The 22,288-nt window shown below is 32.2% G+C and carries 18 protein-coding genes; 11 read left to right on the forward strand and 7 right to left on the reverse strand.

The genetic code is table 11. The features are described from left to right. Window positions 1–144: 144 nt before the first annotated feature. The 5 genes from ACFQ0S_RS11380 to ACFQ0S_RS11400 all read left to right on the forward strand — a co-directional run bounded on the left by ACFQ0S_RS11380 (window position 145) and on the right by ACFQ0S_RS11400 (window position 7,110). Complete coding sequence (locus tag ACFQ0S_RS11380; protein WP_379757831.1) at window positions 145–1,842, forward strand: hypothetical protein; 1,698 nt, start codon at window positions 145–147, stop codon at window positions 1,840–1,842. Between the two features lie 86 nt (window positions 1,843–1,928). Continuing rightward, complete coding sequence (locus ACFQ0S_RS11385) at window positions 1,929–3,116, forward strand: phosphoglycerate kinase (RefSeq protein ID WP_379757834.1); 1,188 nt, start codon at window positions 1,929–1,931, stop codon at window positions 3,114–3,116. A gap of 236 nt (window positions 3,117–3,352) precedes the next feature. After that, window positions 3,353–5,629, forward strand: a complete 2,277-nt coding sequence (locus tag ACFQ0S_RS11390; RefSeq protein ID WP_379757837.1) for a LysM peptidoglycan-binding domain-containing protein — start codon at window positions 3,353–3,355, stop codon at window positions 5,627–5,629. 49 nt (window positions 5,630–5,678) lie between these two features. Beyond that, window positions 5,679–6,659, forward strand: coding sequence for a DUF4837 family protein (locus ACFQ0S_RS11395; RefSeq protein WP_379757840.1), 981 nt, complete (start codon window positions 5,679–5,681; stop codon window positions 6,657–6,659). 4 nt (window positions 6,660–6,663) lie between these two features. Further along, complete coding sequence (locus tag ACFQ0S_RS11400; RefSeq protein WP_379757843.1) at window positions 6,664–7,110, forward strand: GNAT family N-acetyltransferase; 447 nt, start codon at window positions 6,664–6,666, stop codon at window positions 7,108–7,110. Here the strand turns inward: ACFQ0S_RS11400 and ACFQ0S_RS11405 are convergent, their stop codons facing one another. The 3 genes from ACFQ0S_RS11405 to rnpA all read right to left on the reverse strand — a co-directional run bounded on the left by ACFQ0S_RS11405 (window position 7,111) and on the right by rnpA (window position 10,073). After that, on the reverse strand, window positions 7,111–7,926 hold the full coding sequence (locus tag ACFQ0S_RS11405) for an OmpA family protein (RefSeq protein ID WP_379757846.1): 816 nt from the start codon (window positions 7,924–7,926) through the stop codon (window positions 7,111–7,113). Continuing rightward, a complete protein-coding gene (locus ACFQ0S_RS11410; protein ID WP_379757849.1) occupies window positions 7,926–9,563 on the reverse strand; it encodes a S41 family peptidase in 1,638 nt (545 codons plus the stop codon). Before ACFQ0S_RS11410 ends, ACFQ0S_RS11405 begins: the two co-directional genes overlap by 1 nt. Before the next feature lie 117 nt (window positions 9,564–9,680). Beyond that, window positions 9,681–10,073, reverse strand: a complete 393-nt coding sequence (rnpA, locus tag ACFQ0S_RS11415) for a ribonuclease P protein component (RefSeq protein ID WP_379757852.1) — start codon at window positions 10,071–10,073, stop codon at window positions 9,681–9,683. A 327-nt stretch (window positions 10,074–10,400) separates the two neighbouring features. Here rnpA and ACFQ0S_RS11420 point away from each other — a divergent pair, with 327 nt between their 5' ends. Further along, a complete protein-coding gene (locus ACFQ0S_RS11420; RefSeq protein WP_379757855.1) occupies window positions 10,401–11,138 on the forward strand; it encodes a hypothetical protein in 738 nt (245 codons plus the stop codon). Window positions 11,139–11,661: 523 nt separating this feature from the next. Here ACFQ0S_RS11420 and ACFQ0S_RS11425 read toward each other — a convergent pair. The 3 genes from ACFQ0S_RS11425 to ACFQ0S_RS11435 all read right to left on the reverse strand — a co-directional run bounded on the left by ACFQ0S_RS11425 (window position 11,662) and on the right by ACFQ0S_RS11435 (window position 16,145). Beyond that, window positions 11,662–13,551 carry a M1 family metallopeptidase gene (locus ACFQ0S_RS11425; RefSeq protein ID WP_379757858.1) on the reverse strand — a complete coding sequence of 630 codons (1,890 nt, stop codon included), beginning with the start codon at window positions 13,549–13,551 and terminating at the stop codon, window positions 11,662–11,664. A gap of 58 nt (window positions 13,552–13,609) precedes the next feature. Next, the gene (locus tag ACFQ0S_RS11430) at window positions 13,610–15,211 is read right to left on the reverse strand and encodes a S8 family peptidase (protein WP_379757861.1); all 1,602 of its coding nucleotides are present in this window, start codon (window positions 15,209–15,211) and stop codon (window positions 13,610–13,612) included. 67 nt (window positions 15,212–15,278) lie between these two features. Next, the gene (locus ACFQ0S_RS11435; RefSeq protein WP_379757864.1) at window positions 15,279–16,145 is read right to left on the reverse strand and encodes an MBL fold metallo-hydrolase; all 867 of its coding nucleotides are present in this window, start codon (window positions 16,143–16,145) and stop codon (window positions 15,279–15,281) included. Window positions 16,146–16,350: 205 nt separating this feature from the next. Here ACFQ0S_RS11435 and ACFQ0S_RS11440 point away from each other — a divergent pair, with 205 nt between their 5' ends. From ACFQ0S_RS11440 to sufD, 5 genes are all read left to right on the forward strand, one after another. Further along, complete coding sequence (locus tag ACFQ0S_RS11440; RefSeq protein WP_379757866.1) at window positions 16,351–16,680, forward strand: HesB/IscA family protein; 330 nt, start codon at window positions 16,351–16,353, stop codon at window positions 16,678–16,680. Window positions 16,681–16,759: 79 nt separating this feature from the next. Then, window positions 16,760–18,208, forward strand: coding sequence for a Fe-S cluster assembly protein SufB (gene sufB / locus ACFQ0S_RS11445; RefSeq protein ID WP_379757869.1), 1,449 nt, complete (start codon window positions 16,760–16,762; stop codon window positions 18,206–18,208). Window positions 18,209–18,272: 64 nt separating this feature from the next. Then, window positions 18,273–19,025 carry a Fe-S cluster assembly ATPase SufC gene (gene sufC / locus ACFQ0S_RS11450; RefSeq protein ID WP_379757872.1) on the forward strand — a complete coding sequence of 251 codons (753 nt, stop codon included), beginning with the start codon at window positions 18,273–18,275 and terminating at the stop codon, window positions 19,023–19,025. Window positions 19,026–19,107: 82 nt separating this feature from the next. Further along, window positions 19,108–19,497 (forward strand): four helix bundle protein, encoded by a 390-nt coding sequence (locus ACFQ0S_RS11455; protein WP_379757875.1) that lies wholly within the window; start codon window positions 19,108–19,110, stop codon window positions 19,495–19,497. Window positions 19,498–19,539: 42 nt separating this feature from the next. Then, window positions 19,540–20,856: a Fe-S cluster assembly protein SufD gene (sufD, locus tag ACFQ0S_RS11460; RefSeq protein WP_379757878.1), complete on the forward strand. Its 1,317-nt coding sequence runs from the start codon at window positions 19,540–19,542 to the stop codon at window positions 20,854–20,856. A 77-nt stretch (window positions 20,857–20,933) separates the two neighbouring features. Here the strand turns inward: sufD and ACFQ0S_RS11465 are convergent, their stop codons facing one another. Further along, on the reverse strand, window positions 20,934–22,274 hold the full coding sequence (locus ACFQ0S_RS11465) for a serine hydrolase domain-containing protein (protein ID WP_379757881.1): 1,341 nt from the start codon (window positions 22,272–22,274) through the stop codon (window positions 20,934–20,936). Window positions 22,275–22,288: the final 14 nt, after the last annotated feature.

Consider the following 22,288-nt stretch of genomic DNA (forward strand, 5'->3'; position numbering starts at 1 on the left):
AAAAAGAAACTATAAAACTAAAAGTAAACCAAAATTCTTATTTTTTTTTGTTCAATTAAAAAAATTAAGATACATTTGTTAGTAAATATGGGTGTTTCAAATAAAATACAGTAATTAATTTGGAATTAACAAAATATTAATTTAATGAAAAAAATTTATTTCCTACTTGCAATTTTTTCGTTTTTAATTTCTTACTCACAATTAACTACTCCTTTTAAATTACGATACAAAGCCTCTCTTAAAGGCGATATGACGGTAATTTCAAACAACATTACCAATAGAGTTGAAAAAGGGACTTCGAATATTGCTTATAATACTTTAAACATAAATTCTTCAAAACACAATGATGAATTTGTAATGGGTTATATTGATATAGATAATGACTCAAGTACTTTTTCTTCTAGTAGCGCAGACTTAATTTTAGAAAACAAAGAGGCCAAAAAAATTATTTATGCAGGTTTGTATTGGTCAGCTACTTACAAATATAATAGTGGAGAGTTAACCAAAAAAGGGGAATTTTTAGCCCTTGATCCAACAAGAGAAAACTTTAATGAAATTAAAATTAAACTTCCCAATCAAGAAAAATATATAGACATAAAAGGAGAAGTTATTTTTGATGGGTTAAATCTTAGAAGTTTCAAAGAGACTTCTCCTTATGCAGTTTACGCAGATATTACTAAAGAGGTTGTCAAATTATCAAATCCTTTTGGGACTTACACGGTTGCAAATATCAAATCTACAATTGGTAAGATTAAAGGAGGGGTAGCAGCAGGTTGGACAATGCTTGTAGTTTTTGAAGATTCAACGATGAAAGAAAAATCTATAACGAGTTTTGATGGTTTTGCGGGAGTTACTAGTAAAGCAATGAATATTAAGTATTCTGGATTTCAAACTTTACCAAAAGGTCAAGTAAATGCAAAAATTGCAATTGCTGCATTAGAAGGAGATTCTAATCTAGTTGGAGACCAAGTTTTATTTAAAATTTCAAATAAAGACAATTACATTCCAATAAGTAATTTATTACGAAAAGAAAACAACTTTTTTAATAGTACGATTTCTATTGAAAACGAGCACTTTTTAAACAGAGAGCCTCAAAGTAAAAACACTTTAGGTTACGATTCAAGTCTTATAACTATTCCAAATCCTGATAATTCAGTTATTGGTAATAATAGTAAAGAAGCAACAATTCGTTTAAAAACATCTGGAGATCGATACTACTTGTTTTTCACCGCTTTTAATGTAGAATGTATAGAAACTAAAAACACCGAAAAAACAGAAGAAATAAAAGAAAACCCTACTGCTTTATCTACAACTGTTATTGAAAACACTACTACTACAGTTAATTCATTAGCTACAACATCTGTTATAAATACTCAACAAATAAAAGAGCAAGCAAAAGAACCTATATATAATAATACACCAAAACCAATTGAAGTAAAAAAAGAAGAAAGTATTTCAATTACAACTAACATTGCTCCAACACCAGCTGTTAATGAAATTTTTAATTATGATATTTCTGGTCAACCTAAAGGATATTATATTATAGTTAATGTGTTTGCAAAACAAAGAAACAGCGCTAATTTTATAAAATTCCTTAAAAGTAAAGGGATTAATGCAGCTTACTTTTTTAATCCACTAAAGAAATATTACTACGTTTATATTGTAAAAAGCAATAACAAAGAAGAAGTAGAGAGTTTAAAGGCTTCAAAATTCAACAATACTTATACCGCAGATATGTGGGTATTATCAGTAAATAATTCGAAACAATCCACTTCTATTGCGCAAAAAAGCTTTAAAAAAGGAATAATTGTAAAAAACAGCCTATATAAAAAAGAGGCTTAAACTATTTTTCAGTGTTTTCAAATTATTTTTTTAGAAAAAAACAAAGCCCTATCTTTGCATAATAAACAATTATATAAATACTAAAAATGAAAACACTTCAAGATTTCAATTTCAAAAATAAAAAAGCTTTAATTCGGGTTGATTTTAATGTTCCGTTAGACGAAAACTTTAATGTAACGGACGCCACTAGAATAGAAGCCGCTAAGCCTACAATTGACAAAATTTTAGCAGATGGAGGAAGCGTGATTTTGATGTCTCACCTTGGCAGACCTAAGGGAGTTGAAGAAAAATATTCATTAAAGCACATTTTAAAAACGGCTTCTGAAATTCTTGGAGTTCCTGTAAAATTTGCTGAAGACTGTATTGGAGCTGTAGCAAAAAACGCTGCTGAAAATTTAAACCCCGGAGAAGTTTTATTATTAGAAAACTTACGTTTTTATAAAGAAGAAGAAGCTGGGGATGTTCCTTTTGCAAAAGAATTAGCTTCTCTTGGAGACATTTATGTAAATGATGCATTCGGAACGGCTCATAGAGCTCATGCTTCTACAACCATAATTGCACAATTTTTCCCTAATGATAAATGTTTTGGAACATTATTGGCTAAAGAAATAGAAAGTTTAAACCGTGTACTTAAAAATAGCGAAAAGCCAGTAACAGCAGTGCTTGGAGGTTCAAAAGTATCTTCAAAAATTACAGTTATCGAAAATATTTTAGACAAAGTAGATCACATGATTATTGGTGGCGGAATGACTTATACTTTTGTGAAAGCATTAGGAGGCACCATTGGTGATTCTATTTGTGAAGATGATAAGCAAGAATTGGCTTTAGACATTTTGAGATTGGCAAAAGAAAAAGGCGTTCAAATTCATATTCCTGTTGATGTTGTTGCAGCAAATGCTTTTTCAAATGATGCTCAAACACAAATCGTTGATGTTACTAAAATTCCTGATGGATGGCAAGGTTTGGATGCAGGTCCTAAGTCATTAGAAAATTTCAAAAAAGTAATTTTAGAATCAAAAACCATACTTTGGAACGGACCTTTGGGTGTTTTTGAAATGCCAACCTTTGCAAATGGAACTATAGAATTAGGAAATTATATCGCCGAAGCAACTGAAAAAGGAGCCTTTTCATTAGTAGGTGGTGGAGATTCAGTTTCTGCGGTAAAAAAATTTGGTTTAGAAGATAAAATGAGTTATGTTTCAACAGGTGGAGGGGCTATGTTAGAAATGTTGGAGGGAAGAGTTTTGCCAGGAATTGTTGCTATTTTAGAATAGAATCAATCAATATTTAGTTAAAAAATGCATTATTAACAATATTTAGGACAAATTTAAGTTATAGTATTGACTTTTATTCCTTTAAGATTCTTATGTTTGCAAAAACACAATTGTTTGAAAGATAGCTACTTGTAAATAAAGTTTCGTTTTGTGCTTTATTTTATAGCTTTTTATGCCAAATGAAAGTTTAAAAATAATATTGTTTTTACCTACTAGAAGCAATTAAAACTCAATATATGAATTTAAGAAAAATCACCTTAACTGTTCTTTTGCTTATTGCAGGAAACACTTTTGCCCAGAGTATTTCCAGTAATTTAGTTAGAAGTCAATCTAATCTAGCTTTTTTAGATTCCATAAAAAGAACATTTGTAAATGACAATCTAGCCTCACGTGTAGATAGCCTTTGGCTTAAAGAATTAACCAGTTTAGACATTTACAATGATCTAGAGTCTGATATTAAATCAATAAATCTAGACGAAAAAGTAGATTATGAATTGCCTACTGAATTGTTGAAAGCCAGATTAGCCGCCATGGATGCTAAATCGCCATTTAATATAGAGTACAATCAAGGGCTAGAGAACATTATCAAATCATTTCTTAAGAATAGAAAAAAGTCTTTCGAAAGATTAATGGCTATTTCAGAGTACTATTTTCCCATTTTTGAGGAAGCCTTGTCTAAACAAAACGTTCCTTTAGAAATTAAATATCTTGCGGTTGTTGAATCGGCATTAAACCCTAAAGCCGTTTCGCGTGTTGGCGCTACAGGACTTTGGCAATTCATGTATCAAACCGGAAAGCAATATAATTTAAATATTGATTCTTATGTAGATGATAGAAGCGATCCGCTTAAAGCAAGTGCCGCCGCTGCGCAATACATGACTAATATGTATAAAATATTCGGAGATTGGGATTTGGTTTTAGCTTCATATAATTCTGGTCCTGGTAATGTATCAAAAGCAATTCGTCGTTCAGGAGGTCAACAAAATTACTGGAATATAAGGAAACATCTTCCTCAGGAAACTCAAGGTTACGTTCCGGCATTTTTAGCTACAATGTACATTTACGAATATCATACTGCTCACGGAATTAAACCTGAAAGAGCTAAAGTAAAACAATTTGCTACAGATACTATTATGGTTAAGAAGCAATTGAGTTTTAAACAAATTTCAGATTTACTAGACATTCCTGTAGCTCAGTTGCAGCTTTTAAATCCACAATACAAGTTAAATGTGGTTCCTGCTTACAATGACAAAAAACATTTCTTGACTTTACCTTCTCAAAAAATAGCTGTCTTTACCTCAAATGAAGATAAAATTTATGCTTATGTTCAGAGAGAGTTAGACCAAAGAGAGAAACCATTTACGAGACAACAACACGCATTTGCTTCTAGAGATTCTTTAAAAATAGGTGATGGCCCTATTGTTTCTAAAACGAAGTATCATAAAGTAAGGCGTGGCGATAGCTTAAGCGAAATTGCTGACAGGTATAGTGTTACCATGTCTGAAATAAAAAAATGGAACAGACTAAATAATAATAAAGCGCCTTTAGGAAGAAACTTGAAGATTATTACTTCTGAAAGTATAGCATACAGAGAAAAGAACGAAAAAAAGGACACTATTTCGGTTGTTAATAAAGTAGACACTGTTGCCACTACTGCTGTTGCACAAGTTCAAACTAAAGAAATAAAAAACCCTAGGGAATTAAAAACGTTTAAAGAAGAAAAAGTAATTTCATTTAAAGATGTTACTAAACTACATAAAGTTAAAAAAGGGGATAACCTTGGTGAAATTTCAGATAAATATGGTGTAACTGTAGCTGAAATTAAAAAATGGAATAAACTTAGAAGCAACAATATTCCAGTAGGAAAAAGCTTAAAAATTATTAGCAACGAAAGAGTTGTAACAACTATTAGAAAAGAAGTTAAACCGGCAGAAAGTATAGCTTCAACTGATAAAGAATCAGATTTTTATGTAGTACAACAGGGAGATAATTTAAGCACTATTGCTAAAAAATATAATGTCTCAATCGAAGATTTAAAACAATGGAACAGTCTTTCAGATAACAATATTCAATTAGAAAGTAAATTAAAAATTGCAGACCTCATCAATAAACAGGAAGAAACACCTGCTGCTCCTAAAACTGAATTTAAAAATACAGAATATACGGTTCAAAAAGGAGATAATTTAGGAAGTATTGCTAAGAGAAATAATGTAACAGTAGCTGATATAAAAACGTGGAATGATTTATCAGAAAATACTATTCAATTCGGACAAAAACTGATAGTTGCAAAAACTTTAGTTCTTGATGATAATAAAGCAGTTGCAGAAAAAAGCAACAAAAAAGACAAAAATAATGTTAGAGAAAAAGAAAATCATTATTTTGTTAAAAAAGGAGATTCTTTATTTAGCATTGCCAAAAAATACCCTGGAATTACGATTTCAGACATTAAAAAATGGAATGGAATTAGCGGAAATGAATTAAAACCAGGAATGCGTTTGAAAATAAACGGATAATAAAAAAAATCTACATAAATTTAGGGCTTATTTCATATTGAATAAAATTATGAAAAAAGCCCTTTTTTTATTGCTTTTTATTTCCATACTTTTTTTATCCTGTACTAAAAAACACGATAAAGAAACAGAAAAAACTACAGGAAAAATCAATACAATTTCAGTCATTATTGATGATCAGCTGTGGAACGGAGAAGTGGGCGACAGTATTAGAAATAAGTTTGCTGCTCCTGTTTTAGGATTACCTAAAGAAGAACCACTTTTTAACATCAATCAATATCCCGTAAAACTATTAGAGGGATTCGTAACTAAAACAAGAAATAGTGTTGTTATAAAAAAAGAAGCTAAAAACAGCTTTGAAGTTATTGAAAATGAATACGCATCGCCTCAAAATGTGTTTCATATTTCAGGGAAAACTACCTCAAGTATTTTAGCTTTAATAGAAAAAAATGCCCCTGAGATTATTAATAAAATGCGTCAAACTGAGATTGAAGAAAATCAGAGAATTATAGACACTGCCAAAATTGAAACCCAAAAAATTCAAAAAAAATTCAACATCAATCTTCGTATCCCAAAAGGTTATAATTATGTTTTTCAAAGAAGAAAATTCATTTGGTTAAAAAAAGAAATAACGAGTGGCAACACAAGTATTTTAATATATCAATTGCCTTTTCGTACCATAAAACCGAACACGAATATTATAAAAAAAATTATTAGAAACCGAGATTCTATAGGTAGATTATACATTCGTGGTACTATTCCGAGAACGCATATGATTACAGAAGATTCGTATTCACCTTATTTATTTCACATTAATTTAAACGGAAAAGAAGCCTACGAAACTAAAGGAACCTGGGAGCTAAAAAATGATTATATGTCAGGTCCATTTATAAATTATACGATAATCGATAGAACCAATAAACGGATTTTAGTTTTAGAAGGATTTTGTTATGATCCATCAAAAGAGAAAAGAGATTTAATGTTTGAATTGGAATCTATAATAAAATCAGTTGAATTTTTAAAGAAAAAATAAGCAGATGTCTATACAATGGAAAATAAAGCCATTTAAAGCACTTTCAGTAAGCGAAATGTATTCTTTGCTGCAATTACGAAGTCAAGTCTTTGTCGTGGAGCAAAACTGCGTCTATCAGGACATTGATGGTAAAGATTACAAAGCATTGCATCTCATAGGAGAATACGATGGTAAAATAGTAGCCTATTGCCGGCTTTTTAAATCAGGCGATTATTTTCAGGAAGCCTCCATAGGAAGGGTCGTTATCGATGCCAATTACCGTGACAAAAAATGGGGACATGAGATGATGAAGCAAGCAATTGCTGGAATTGAAACCCATTTTAAGGAAATTAAAATCATTATTTCAGCACAATTGTACCTGCAAAAATTTTACGAAAATCATGGTTTTGTGCAAACCAGCGAAATGTATTTAGAAGACGATATTCCGCACATAGAAATGAAAAGGGAGTAATTAGATTTTCGTAATCACCAATTCCACTCGTCGGTCATATTCTGAACCTTTTCCTAAAGGAACCGTATTGCCGTACCCTTTAAAAGTCATTCTGGTTTTAGAAACTCTCTTAAAAATTAGATATTTATAAACCGATTCTGCACGATTTTGAGACAAATTTCGTTTTCTTGTTTCTCGATCTATTGCTTCTTTTTGAAAAGGAGGCGTGCAACACACATGACCTTGAATTTCGAATTCTAAATTTTTATATTTAATCAATAATCTCGAAATTTTATCCAATTGGGTTTTGGCTTCAAATGTAAGTTTACTGCTGCCACGTTCAAACAAAAGGTTTTCTAAATAAACGTGATCGCCAACAATATGTTTTTTTTGTATGGTATTATAAAAACCAGGGATTTCAATTTTAGGCAGTGGTTTTAAATTCAAAACCACATCAACCCGTCTATTTTTAGAACGTCGTTCTGGAAGATTTTCTACCACATCATCATCAATAAGAATGCGTCCCTTACCTTCTATGGTTACAATAATTTTATTTTTAATACCATTAAAAGTGAGTTTTTCTCTAATGGCATTGGCTCTATTGGTAGACAATTTAAAATTGTACGCTTCTTTACCAACATCATCGGTATAGCCAAAGATTTGTATCGATTCTATTCGTGTAGAGTCTGTTTTTTTTATAAAATCAACTACCGTATTTCCTTGCTTTTCATCTAAACTAAATTTATCAAAATCAAAATAAACCGATTGTACGACTTCTTCCTGAGCATACACTATTCCACAAATAAAAAACGAAAATATTTTAAAAAATCGAATCATTATTGTTGTAATATTTTTTTGTATTCCGAAGGGTTATTCAAAATTGAAGTTGCTTTTTTAATCTCGGAATTGTTTTTAATATAATACTCATACAAACCCTCCTTATATTGATAGCGTTTGATAATTTCTTCTAAAATTAATTTCTTAATTTCTTTCTGATTTTGATTCAATTGATTCTCTTCGCTTTTTTGCAAAGCAGTCAATAATTGTTGGTATTCAGCAGCGATTGAACCGTCAATTTTTTCTTTTTTGGCAGCAGCCAAAGTGTTTTTTAGCGCCACTTCAGTTTCAGTATCAAAATTAAAATTTTGCTTTTTTAAGAATCTTTTAAATGCCATAAAATCAGCATCAGAAATGGTTGGAATTGCAGTTCCTAAATTCGGATTTTTATAGTAATAGTCGGTCACATAATTAAAAATTCCGTCATTTTTCAGTAAAGCTTCGGCAATAGCACTCGTTTTTGATTCTTCTATCACTTCATCAGGCAAAACACCACCACCATCATAAACAGGTCTTCCTTTTCTGGTTTTAAAAGCATTATAGTTTTGAGATACCGTTCGTATTGCTTTTCCGTCTTTGTCTTTATGCGAATAATCTAAAGCTTGAATACAACGGCCAGAAGGCGTATAATAGCGTGAAATTGTAATTTTTATTTGTGTTCCGTAGGTTAAATCTACTGGGCGCTGTACCAACCCTTTTCCAAAACTTCGACTTCCAACAATTACGGCGCGATCTAAATCCTGTAATGCCCCCGAAACAATTTCTGAAGCAGAAGCGCTTTTTCCGTCTACAAGAATTACTAAAGGAATTTCAGTATCTATAGGCTCTCGCGAAGTTTTATACGTATTATTATGCTTTTCGATTTTCGATTTTGTAGTTACAATTACCTCATCTTTTGGCACAAAGAGATTGCAAATATTTACAGCTTCACCTAGCAAACCTCCCGGATTGCCTCTTAAATCTAGAATAATTTTTTCTGCACCCTCTTTTTTCAGTTGTTCTAAAGCTTCTTTGGTTTCTAAAGATGCTTTTTTGTTGAATTGAGACAAAACGATATAACCGGTTTTATCATCTACTTTTCCGTAAAACGGAACTGCTTTAATCTCAACTTCATCAAGAACCAATTGCGTTTTCAACGTTTTACCTTGACGCAAGTAAGTAATATCTACTTTGGTATTCTTCGATCCTTTTAGCAATTGCGAGGCATCTTCTTTAAAATCAATTAAATTGACATCGCCTATTTGAACAATCTCGTCGCCTGCTTTTAATCCTGCTTTATCAGCTGGAAAATTTTTATACGGTTCTTTTATGATGAGTTTTCCGTCTTTTCGGGTAATTAAAGCGCCAATTCCCGTGTATTCACCTGTATTATTGATTTTAAATTTTACAACATCTTGTTCGTTAAAATAATTGGTATACGGATCTAAATCGGCGAGCATGCTTTTTATGGCTTTGTCCATCAAATCTGCTGGATTCGTATCGTCTACATAATTAGCATTGACGGCTTTAAAAAGCGTAGTAAAGATTTCTATTTGTTTGGCAACTTCAAAAAAATCTTGGTTAAAACTAACGCCAACAAACAAAAAAGCACTTGCTACAACAGGAATTACCACTCTTTTTTTAAGAAATGAATGCATGACTTTAGGATTCTTTTTTAAATTATTACAAACGAAAATACGAAATAAGTTCAAATATAGCTGTTTATACGAATAGTTTTAACCTATTCTAAAATTCTTAACGAATTGTATTCGTTTTTATTTTTCCTTTTTTATCTGAACCAAAAATTTTTCAAACAATTGAATCGTTTTTGTCTCAATTTCTTGATAGGTTAACCGCTCTTTGGTTTGATAAAAAAACATAAAGGCATACGGTTTATCTAAATTTTCTGTAAGTAAATGTTTGTTTAAGCGATAGGTTTCTCGCAACACGCGTTTAAAATAATTTCTATCAACAGCGTGTTTGAAATATTTTTTAGAAACCGAAACCCCCATTTTTATTTTCTGTTCTGAATCTGTATCAATACCATAATCGCTTTCTATATACACCAATCGCAACGGAAATTTCGACACTGATTTCCCTTCAGAAAAAAGTAAATCGATCGTTTTTTTGCTTTTGAGTTTCTCCGATTTTGGATAGGTAAAGTTCATTTCTTGTTATTAGTGCTAAGTGGGTAAAGGTACAAAATTGAAGAAACAAATTTTTAAAGAGGTTTACGTTCCACTGCCACAGGACTGTCGCAGCTAAGTAACTGATTTTTTCTATTTTAGAAAAAACGAATATAGTAAAAAAAAGCGTCCCGAAACCGAATTCTGGTGATTCGTTTGATAGACGTTCTTTTTAGTTGCTTTAAAAGAATAGTCCCAATTCCATTTTCTAAACTATTTAACTTTTTGTCTTGATTAATCATTATTTGAATAATTCCATTTGATATTCTTTTAAAAAGTGTATATTTACTTTTACTTAAAAGTTAGCTTATGAAAGGTTTAATATCTTTTTTCAGTATAAGAAATAAGCGTTTGTTTATTTTTCTTACTATTTTCATAATAAGTTGCAGCAAAGATACTATTTGTAAATTGCCTACACCTGTAGTAACAAGCAATTCACCAGTAAATATTGGGTATCCCATTAACTTAGAAACTCCGGAAATGACAGGTTATAGTTATTATTGGACAGGTCCTGCAGGATTTATTTCTGAAGAACGAAACCCAGTTATTAATTACGCTAGTTCGTTCACTTCGGGAAGTTATAATTTAACAGTAAAAAAGGAGGATTGTACTGTTGATCCTGTAAGTTTAAATGTTATTGTCAATCCGATTTTAAATCCATGTAATAATCAATGGACCAATTATTTTGGCGGTTTTAATGGTAGTCTTAGTGGTAGTGTCTTAAATGCTTACTTAAGTTCAGAAGGTCAAACGCTGTATGTTAACTTTGACTCAAAGGGCAATCGAATTCCTGGTCAGATGACAATGTATTTTACAGTGAATTCTACTAATGCTGGCATCTATACAACTGGAGTTGATTGCGGTGTTAGTCTTCAGAATGATGGTAGTTGTGGACGTAATATAGATAAAGGACAATCAGTGTTTGTAGATTATAATAGCGATGGTAAAATGGTTGTTTCTTTTTGTAATTTGTTGGGTACTTATTCTTGTGCAAGTATCAATTATAGAATACCAATTTCAGTTTCGGGAACGATTACAGAGTTTTAATCAAATCATCATGATTTTAAACAATTTTGTGAAGTCATTAAAAAAGCAACTAAATAGTTGATTTACATCAGAATACTTTTAATAAAAATAACCTTTATAAAAAATAATATTTTCTATCAAAGATATATAAAGTCAAATTTTTTTTTCTAAACTTTCATTAGGTATATAGGCAATAACTTTTTAAATATTTTATTTGTTAAAGCAGTTTCAAAGATGTGTTAATGTTTCAGAAATAATTTTTATGTTATTTAATCAAACCAAATTTAGAACATATACTTTAGTTTGTAATGTTAATCTCTCAAAAATACACTTTTATTGGTCACAAAAATAGTTAAAACTATGTACTTTAGTGCATTCCCCTTTCAGGTTCTAAAAATGTTTTTTAACCGCAGATTCAAAGATTTTAAATCATTTTTAAAATCTTTGAATCTGCGGTTAAATTTCACGAATTAAATTATAAAGTTCAGCCTGAGAGACTTTCAGTCTGCAAAACCAAATCTATGGACTTTTAGTCAATAGTGGTTTAATTTTTTACAATCTCTACAGGATAACTATTGTTATTTTTATTCACATCCGCTATTAAACCGCTTTCGTCAATAGTGATTTTTTTGATGTTTGTTTTGTCAATAGTAAAAGTATAAATAGGATTCGCCCAAGTCCAATCGGTTAAAACAATTCTAGGAATTTCTGTCCCGACGCTTCGGGATGGGTTTTCTTTCTCAAAACTCATCATTCGTAACGGGATGTAAAAACTTTGTTTTGTACCGTCAGTATATTCTACTACTAAATCAATAGGCATGGGCATTCTACCTATTCGTTCTAAAGTGATTGTTGTTTTTTCGCCTGAAGAAACCTCTTTTATACCATAATCAATCGTATTTGTAGTTTGTGTCCAATCGGTTAAATACCAATCTAAGTTGGCTCCCGAAACGCGTTCGGCAGTGCGCTTAAAATCATTTGGTGTTGGATGTTTGAATTTAAAATCAGCATAATATCTTTTCAGCGTTTTCATCAAATTGTCTTTCCCAATGAGGTATCCCAATTGCGCTAAAAACACGTCGCCTTTACTGTAAGAGGAAATACTATACACTTGGTTTATATCGTACCGATCAGAGTGTGTACTTTGAGGCAGTTCTTTCCCTGATTTTACCAAATAATAATAGTTGTCATAGGATCCTTCATGCGGATTTTCTAATTTTTTTTCGGCGATTTCATTTAAACCCAAATCCTCTAGAAAGGAAGTAAATCCTTCGTCCATCCAGGAGTGTTTGCTTTCGTTACTGGCCAAAACATGCTGAAACCAAGAATGTGCCATTTCGTGAGCAATAACTCCAATTAAGCCTTCGTAAGTGCCTTCGCCAAGAATTAACGTACACATGGCATATTCCATGCCGCCATCGCCACCCTGAATAACAGAATATTGATTGTACGGATATTTACCAACGGTTTTGTTGTAAAATTGCATCAATTGAACGGTTTCTTTTTGTGCTTTTTTCCAATTATCAATAATTTTCGGGTTGTTTTTGTATAAGAAATGTAGGGTTGTGCCAAAATCAGTTTCAACTACATCATGAATGTAATTTTTATCGGCAGCAAACGTAAAATCATGCACGTTTGGCGCTACAAAATGCCAAGTCAGGTTTTTAGTTTTCTTAGGATGCGAAACGGAAATTCCAGCATCTTGATACCCGTGACCCATTTCGTTTTTGTTCTGCAAATAACCACTTCCTCCTAAAACATAATCCTTGTCGATGGTGATGTTGACATCAAAATTCCCCCAAACGCCATGAAATTCGCGAGCAATATAAGGATCGGCATGCCAACCTTCAAAATCGAATTCGGCCATTTTTGGATACCATTGTGCCATCGAAAATTCTACTCCTTCAGCATTATTTCTTCCGGCTCGACGAATATGAACAGGAACTTGTCCGTCAAAATCTAAAGTAAAAGTGGCTTTTGTATTAGGTAAAAGAGGCTTTGCTAAGGTGACTTCGAGAATAGTTCCTACTTCTTTGGCAAAGGCATCAACGCCATCTTGTTTGAAATTCGAAATTTTTAAATAGCCTATTTCATTGGGTTTTAGTTTCGAAATTCGACTTTCTTTTACTTCTTTTCCGCCAACCTTTCTTTTATTGACCATTCTTCCGTCTGGGTCGGCAATATTTTGCAAACGAGCATCCATTTCGCTACCAGGCTGAAAAGCATTGAAGTATAAATGATAAAAAACACGTTTTAAAGTGTCTGATGAATTATTGGTATAAACTAATTCTTGTTTTCCTTTGTATTGGTAGTTTTTGGTATCCATAACCACATCCATTTTATAATCGACATGTTGTTGCCAATAACAAGTGTTTTGGCCAATTACGGTTTCGAAACTTAGCAAGGTAAAAGCGAACAAAAATAGTTTTTTCATATGTTGAAAATAAAAAATGGAAGAACCTAAATTCTTCCATTATTGAATTAAAGCGAATTTATTTCTTTTTAGTCATTTTTTCAGCCATCAGTAATGCATTGTAAGCATTTACCATTTTTCCTGATTTTGATGCATTTGTAAACGGACGTTTCTCGTCATTTTCTCCTAACAAAACGGTTACGTTTAATGCTGTTCCAGAATCCATAAGAATTTGTTTTACTTGAGCTGCTGTTAAACTAGGATAGTAAGAACGCAGTAAAGCGGCTACACCTGCTACATTTGGAGATGCCATTGAAGTTCCTTCTAAAAACTTGTATTTGTTATTGGGCACTGTAGCATAAATTTCTTTTCCTGGCGCAAAAACATCAACATTAAAACTACCGTAATTCGAAAAATTAGCCACTAATCCTGAACCATAAGTAGTGTTTAATGCGCCTACAGTTATCATATTATTAGCAATTTCTGATTGAATGTCTTCAGCATCATTAGGATAATTTTTATTTTCGGGTAAATCAATATCAAGACCATCATTTCCTGCGGCATGAACAATCAGCACATCTTTACTAGCCGCATATTTTATAGCATCAAAAACCCATTCTTTGTTAGGAGAAAAGCTTTTTCCAAAACTACCGTTAATTACTTTTGCACCATTGTCTACAGCATAACGAATGGCCAGCGCAATGTCTTTATCATATTCGTCTCCGTTAGGAACCGCTCTTATTGCCATGATTAGTGCATTGTTAGCAACACCATCACCACCTTTTTTATTATTACGAACTTGAGCAATGATACCAGCAACGTGGGTTCCGTGTAGTGCATGCTCTTTATCTGGTCCGAACACAATATTGTTTCCGTAATTTTTGTTGTTTATATCTTCAGGATTATCACCAACGGCTTTTCTTCCGTTAAATTCTAAATTTAAATTATAATTTAGCATGTCATAAACCTGCTCTTTAAAATCATTGATATCGTCAATAAAATCAGGTCCGGTTTGACCAATTATACTAATCATTACTTGCTTGCTTTGTAACAATGTAGCATCTACTGCTGTAATGGCTTTTAATTCAGCAAGCGTATATTTTTCTTTTTTTAAATGATCGGTTATTGTTTTATGCGCTTTAAAAATAAAATCTACTTGCTCTTTACTACTTAAGATTTCTTCTTTCTTTTTATCATAAGCAATTTTTGCGTTTTTGTAATTTTCTGAACCATCATCCTTTTTTTTGAGGATGCGCGTCATTTCTAGATTTTCATTTAATGAATTTCCAAGAAAATTCCATCCATTAATGTCATCAATAAAACCATTTTTATCGTCGTCAATTCCGTTTTTAGCAATTTCTTTTGGATTGGTCCATATTACCGATTTTAAATCTTCGTGGTCAATATCAATACCAGAATCTATAACTCCAACAATTACTTTTACACCTTTTTTGCTTTTTAATAATTCGGCATAAGCCTTGTCTACACTCATTCCGGGAATGGTGTCTTTAGTTAAATCTAAATGACTCCAACGCTTTAAATCAGATTCTTTTATTGGACTAATTTTGAGAGGGGTTTTGTCGATATTAGCAACATTTGTAGAAATCATTTTCGAAGTTCCGCAACTGGACGCGATTAAAAGCAAAGAAAATGCTACGCAAATGGATTTTGTTATTCTCATAAGGAATTGATTTTTATTTATTTTAGGCGACTAAATTATATTTTTTTTGCAACATCAGGCTTTAATGTTAACGGTATTTTAAGATTTCGTTTGCTTTAAAAATTTCTTTCAATCGAACGCCTCTATCGGTTTTTTCAACAGTTATGATTTCGTTGTAAGCATCGTGTTCTAGGAACAAAAAATAATTATTGTCAGCAGCCGTAGTAAGAAATTTGGATTTTTCAGGCATTGTCAATAGCGGTCGCGTATCATAGCCCATAACATAAGGAATAGGAACATGACCTGCTGTTGGTATCAAATCGGCACAAAAAACAATTGTTTTGTCTTGGTATTGAATATGTGGGAGCATTTGTTTTTCAGTGTGACCATCGGCATAAAAAATCCCGAATCCCATTTCTTCCGAAAAGGCAAAATCACTTTCCGGATTGGCTATAAAATGCAATTGTCCACTTTCTTGCATAGGTAAAATATTTTCTGAAAGGAAAGAAGCTTTCTCTCTAGCATTGGGTTTAGTAGCCCATTCCCAATGGTTTTTGTTGGTCCAAAATTTAGCATTTTTAAAAGCAGGTTCGTATCCTGACTTATTTGAATTCCATTGAATACTTCCGCCACAATGATCAAAATGCAAATGCGTCATAAAAACATCGGTTATGTCGTCGCGATGAAAACCATATTTTGCAAGTGAAGCATCCAATGAATGTGATCCCCAAAGCGAATAATACCCAAAAAACTTCTCCGACTGTTTGTTTCCCATTCCTGTATCAATGAGTATTAAACGGTTGCCATCTTCTATTAGCAAACATCTTGCGGCAATGTCTATTAAATTATTAGCATCGGCCGGATTGGTTTTGTTCCAAATTGTTTTTGGAACCACTCCAAACATGGCGCCACCATCAAGTTTAAAATTTCCAGATTCTATAGGATAAAGTTTCATGATTATTTAGCATAGTGTTGCAACAAAGTTATACAATTACTATACTTTTTGACACGGATTATAAACTTTTTCTATGTATAGATTTGTTATAAAAATGTTATCAATTAAGAAAAAAAGATATTTATGCACTATCTTTGCGGTTAATTTAGACAAAATCAAAATAAGAATATTTATAAAATGTTTAAAATCAAATACAATTAACAACATGATACAAGTTTCTGAATCAGCGAGCAAAAAAATTGTCGATATGATGAAAGACGATGGTTTTGATGCTACAAAAGATTATGTTAGAGTTGGTGTAAAATCAGGAGGATGTTCTGGTTTGTCATACGACTTGACTTTTGACAATAAAATAGGAGAGAACGATAAAGTTTTTGAAGATAATAACATTAAAATTGCAGTGGAGAAAAAATCGTTTCTCTATTTAGCCGGAACTATTTTAGAATTCTCTGGCGGATTAAACGGGAAAGGTTTTGTTTTCAATAACCCAAATGCAAGCAGGACTTGCGGATGCGGGGAAAGTTTCTCGCTTTAACTAAAACGAATAAATAAAAAGATTTTAACCATTAAGTTAGTTAAGCCATAATTTCTTAATGGTTTTAAAAAATAAAAAAATGTCAAAATACACCGAAGACGATTTAAAAATCGAATTAGAAACCAAAGAATACGAATACGGGTTTTATACCGATTTAGATTCTGAGACCTTTCCTATTGGTTTAAACGAAGATATCGTTCGTGCGATTTCTAAGAAAAAAGAAGAACCTCAATGGATGACCGATTGGCGTATTGAGTCGTTTCGTGCTTGGCAAGAAATGGTAGAGCCAGAATGGGCAAATGTTCGTTATAAAAAGCCCGATTTTCAAGCCATATCTTATTATTCAGCACCAAAAAAAGCCGATCCAAACAAAACGCTCGACGATGTAGACCCTGAACTTTTAGAGATGTATAAAAAGTTAGGAATTTCTGTCGATGAGCAAAAAATGATGAATAATGTTGCTATGGATATTGTTGTCGATTCGGTATCAGTAGCTACAACATTTAAAAAGACATTAGCCGAAAAAGGAATTATTTTTATGAGCATCTCTGAGGCTATTAGAGAATATCCTGATTTAGTGCGTAAGCATTTGGGTACCGTTGTTCCTCAAAAAGATAATTTTTACGCCGCTTTAAATTCGGCTGTTTTTTCTGATGGAAGCTTCTGTTACATTCCAAAAGGAGTACGTTGTCCAATGGAATTATCCACTTATTTTAGAATTAATCAAGCTGGAACAGGACAATTTGAAAGAACATTATTAGTTGCAGATGAAGGAAGTTACGTTTCTTATTTAGAAGGGTGTACGGCTCCGTCACGCGACGAAAATCAATTGCATGCTGCGGTTGTAGAACTAATAGCTTTAGAAGGAGCTGAAATTAAATATTCTACAGTACAAAACTGGTATCCAGGAAACAAAGAAGGCAAAGGAGGCGTTTATAATTTTGTGACCAAAAGAGGTTTGTGTGAAAACAAGGCTAAAATTTCTTGGACACAAGTGGAGACAGGTTCTGCAATAACATGGAAATATCCATCAGTCGTATTAAAAGGAGATAACTCAATAGGAGAGTTTTACTCGATTGCCGTTACTAATAATTTTCAACAAGCCGATACGGGAACAAAAATGATTCACTTGGGTAAAAATACTAAGTCTACCATTATTTCTAAGGGAATATCGGCAGGTAAATCACAAAACAGTTACCGAGGATTGGTTCAAATAAGCGCTAGAGCTGATAATGCTCGAAATTTTTCTCAATGTGATTCTTTATTGATGGGGAATAATTGTGGCGCGCATACTTTTCCGTACATAGAAAGTAAAAATCCATCTGCAAAAATAGAACACGAAGCTACTACCAGTAAAATTGGTGAAGATCAAGTATTCTATTGCAATCAGCGTGGTATTCCAACCGAAAAGGCTATTGCTTTAATCGTAAACGGTTTCAGTAAAGATGTCTTGAACAAGTTACCCATGGAATTTGCTGTAGAGGCACAGAAATTATTAGAAATTTCGTTAGAAGGAAGTGTTGGATAATCTTTGGTTTAAATAGAAAACTTAATGAATCTTAATACCTTAATGGTTTAAAAAATAATTACAAATGTTAAGCATAAAAAATTTACATGCCTCAATAGGCGATAAAGAAATTCTTAGAGGAATAAATCTAGAGATAAAAGCAGGAGAAGTTCACGCTATAATGGGACCAAATGGTGCTGGTAAAAGCACCCTTGCTTCGATAATTGCTGGAAACGAAAACTATGAAGTAACAGATGGTGAAATTCTTTTGGAAAACGAAGATATTTCAGAATTGGCTCCTGAAGAACGAGCTCATAAAGGTGTTTTTCTGTCATTTCAGTACCCAGTTGAAATTCCAGGAGTTTCGGTAACTAACTTTATGCGAACTGCTATTAACGAAACCCACAAAGCAAAAGGTCTAGAAGAAATGCCAGCCAACGAAATGCTGAAATTAATTCGAGAAAAATCGGAATTATTAGAAATAGACAGAAAATTTTTATCTCGATCTTTGAACGAAGGTTTTTCTGGCGGGGAGAAAAAACGAAATGAAATTTTTCAAATGGCAATGTTAGAACCAAAAATTGCTATTCTAGACGAAACCGATTCAGGATTAGATATAGATGCATTAAGAATTGTTGCTAATGGTGTAAACAAACTTAAAAATAAAAATAACGCCGTTTTAGTCATTACACATTACCAACGTTTACTAGATTATATCGTTCCAGACTTTGTTCATGTTTTGATGGACGGAAGAATTGTTAAATCAGGCGCTAAAGAGCTGGCTTACGAATTGGAAGAAAAAGGATACGACTGGATTAAACAAGAACAAGAAGCGTAACGTTTGTTTAAAGTTTAAAGTTTTTTTAGTTCCAAGTTTTGGAACCTTAAACTTGAAGCTTAAAACCTAGAACAAATAATAAATGGCTACAATAAATAGATTTGAAGATTTAGAGATTTGGCAGGAAGCAAGAAGGTTAGCAAAAGAAATACATATTATCTCTATTGAAACCGGATTGAAATTAGATTTTAAATTTAAAGAACAAGTTAAATCTTCTTCAGGTTCTGTAATGGATAACATTGCTGAAGGATTTGAAAGAGATGGAAATATGGAATTTAGACAATTTTTATCTATTGCAAAGGGTTCTGCTGGAGAGACAAGATCGCAATTATACAGAGTTTTTGATTTTGAGTATATAGACGAGCAAAAATTCGAACTTTTAAAAAAAGATTATGAAAATTTAAGTGGTAAAATTAAAAACTTTATCACTTATCTAAACAAGAAGGACTTCAAAGGAAATAAGTTCCAATAGGTAAAATCTGAAACTTTAAACTTTAAACCTGAAACAAAACCAATGGAATTGAAAGAAAAATTACTATCTTCATTTATGGCTTTTGAAGAGCGCATTGATGTTCATTCAGAGCTTCATGATGTAAGAACTAATGCTATAAAAAACTTTGAAAGCAAGGGATTTCCAACTAAAAAAGAGGAAGCTTGGAAATATACTTCGCTAAATACTATTTTAAAAAATGACTTTACTGTTTTTCCAAAAACAGAAAATACCATTCAATATAGCGACGTAAAAAAGTACTTTTTACATGAAATAGACTCTTATAAAGTAGTTTTTATTGATGGTGTTTTTAGCTCTTTTTTATCATCAACAACACATGATGGAATAGATGTTTGCTTGATGTCATCGGCATTAACCAAGCCAAAATACAAAATGAATATTGATAATTATTTTAATAAAGTGGCAAGTAAAGACGAAAGTTTAACGTCTTTAAACACTGCGTTTGCCAATGAAGGAGCCTATATTAATATTCCGAAAAGTAAAGTAGCTGATAAGCCTATTGAGATCATGTATTTCTCTACAGGAAAGGAAGTAGCTTTACTAGTTCAGCCTAGAAATTTGATTATTGTTGGTGAAAATTCGCATGTTCAAATTATAGAAAGGCACCAAAGTTTGAATGACAATGCGGTTTTAACCAATTCAGTTACTGAAATTTTTGCTCAAAAAAGAGCTATTGTCGATTATTATAAAATTCAAAATGATAATCTCGAAGCTAATTTGATAGATAATACGTATGTTTCTCAAAAATTAGAAAGCACCGTTTCTGTAAACACTTTTTCTTTTGGAGGTAACTTAACCCGAAACAACTTAAACTTCTATCATTTAGGCGAAAGAATTGTGAGTAACCTAAACGGTATTACCATTATTGGCGATAAACAACACGTAGATCATTATACACTAGTACAACACGCACAACCCAATTGTGAAAGCCATCAAGATTATAAAGGTATTTTTTCTGATCGTTCTACTGGAGTTTTTAATGGAAAAATTTTCGTAGAAAAAGAAGCTCAAAAAACAAATGCTTTCCAGAAAAGTAATAATATTTTATTAAGCGATAAAGCAACAATAAATGCAAAACCACAGTTAGAAATATTTGCTGACGATGTAAAATGTTCACACGGTTGTACTATTGGTCAACTTGATGAAACGGCTATGTTTTATATGCAATCACGTGGAATTCCTAAAAAAGAAGCCAAAGCGTTATTGATGTATGCTTTTTCTAATGTCGTTATAGAAAGTATAAAAATCCCTGAACTCAAGCAACGAATTACCACTATTATCGCTAATAAGTTAGGGGTTAAATTGGGATTTGATTTGTAGAAATTACTAAGAACACAAAGTTTGTTTATTAGATTTTGTGTTCTTTGTGGTTTTACTTTTTTACTTTGTGGTTGAACTTATTTCTTTAAACTCCCCACAATCCCACTCAAAAAACCATTAAAATCAAAATCTTCACTCAATCCCATTCGTACCACTACTAAATCAGCCGAAGGGACAATAAAAATCATTTGTCCTTGATACCCGCTGCATCGATACATGTCTCTTGGCACATCAGGATAATCACCTCCAGCATTAAGCCAAAAGTGACCACCATATATTCCGTTAGAGGTATTGGTAGGAGTAGCCACATATTTTGCCCAACTTTCGTCAAAAAGTTGTTCGCCGTTCCAATTGCCTTTGTGTAAATAGAGAAGTCCAAATTTTGCCCAATCACGTGTTGTTGCCCAACCGTATGAAGAACCCAAATAATTACCTGCCATATCCGTTTCTACAATCATAGAATGCATTCCAATTTTATCAATTAGCGCCGTGTACCAAAAATCGAGATATTCTTGATGTGTTTTAAATTGCTTGCGTAATATTCCAGATAATAAATTGGTTGTGCCCGATGAATAATTCCAATGCGAATTGGGTTTGTATTTTGCTGGTTTTTCTATTTGTGATTGCGACATATCTTCGGCTTGAAAAAGCATTTTAGTTACATCTGAAATTTTGCCGTAATCTTCTTCCCATTCCAATCCAGAATTCATATGAATCAGGTCGTTAATAGTAATTTTTTTGCGTTCATCATTAGCCCATTCTTTTATTGGCGCAGGCTTATAAATATCAATTTTCCCTTGTTTTTGCAAAACACCAAAATAGGTTGCTGTTAGACTTTTTGTCATTGACCACCCTAAAATTCGCGAGTTTTTAGTAAAACCATCCGTATATTTTTCGGCAATAATTTTGTCTTTATAAATTACAAGTACTGAACGGGTTCGTTTTTTAATTTCACCTTTTTTATCAAAAGCATTTACAACGATACTATTTAATTTTTCATAATTAATAGTTGAGAAAATAGTATCTTTTGGTTCTAAATTTCCATAAGGAAAAGGTAAATTCGTATTCTTTTTGTTTCGTTTAGGAACTTCATAGGGTTTAGTTACATCAAAATCATCATTAATCAAAGTAGCTCCCAAGCCTTCACGGTAAATTGCTTTTCGTTCTTTTAAGCCATAAACAGATGCGGTAACAAACTTTCCGTTGTCATCAATCTTATTTTTAGCTAAATCAATCAAATCAATATCATTATCTCCTTTTTCAACTATTTCTTGTGAACGGTTATCAATAAAATGTCCAGAAGCCACACTTTTAGCAGAGAAACCAGAGATTAAATCCAATTTCGGATAAGTAGTATAACCATAATAAACCACAAAAGTCAATAATGCAATTCCTAGAAATTTGAAGATTTTTTTCATAAAAAACGGAGTAA

This window comes from Flavobacterium myungsuense (assembly GCF_042677265.1).
Taxonomy (GTDB): Bacteria; Bacteroidota; Bacteroidia; order Flavobacteriales; family Flavobacteriaceae; genus Flavobacterium; species Flavobacterium myungsuense.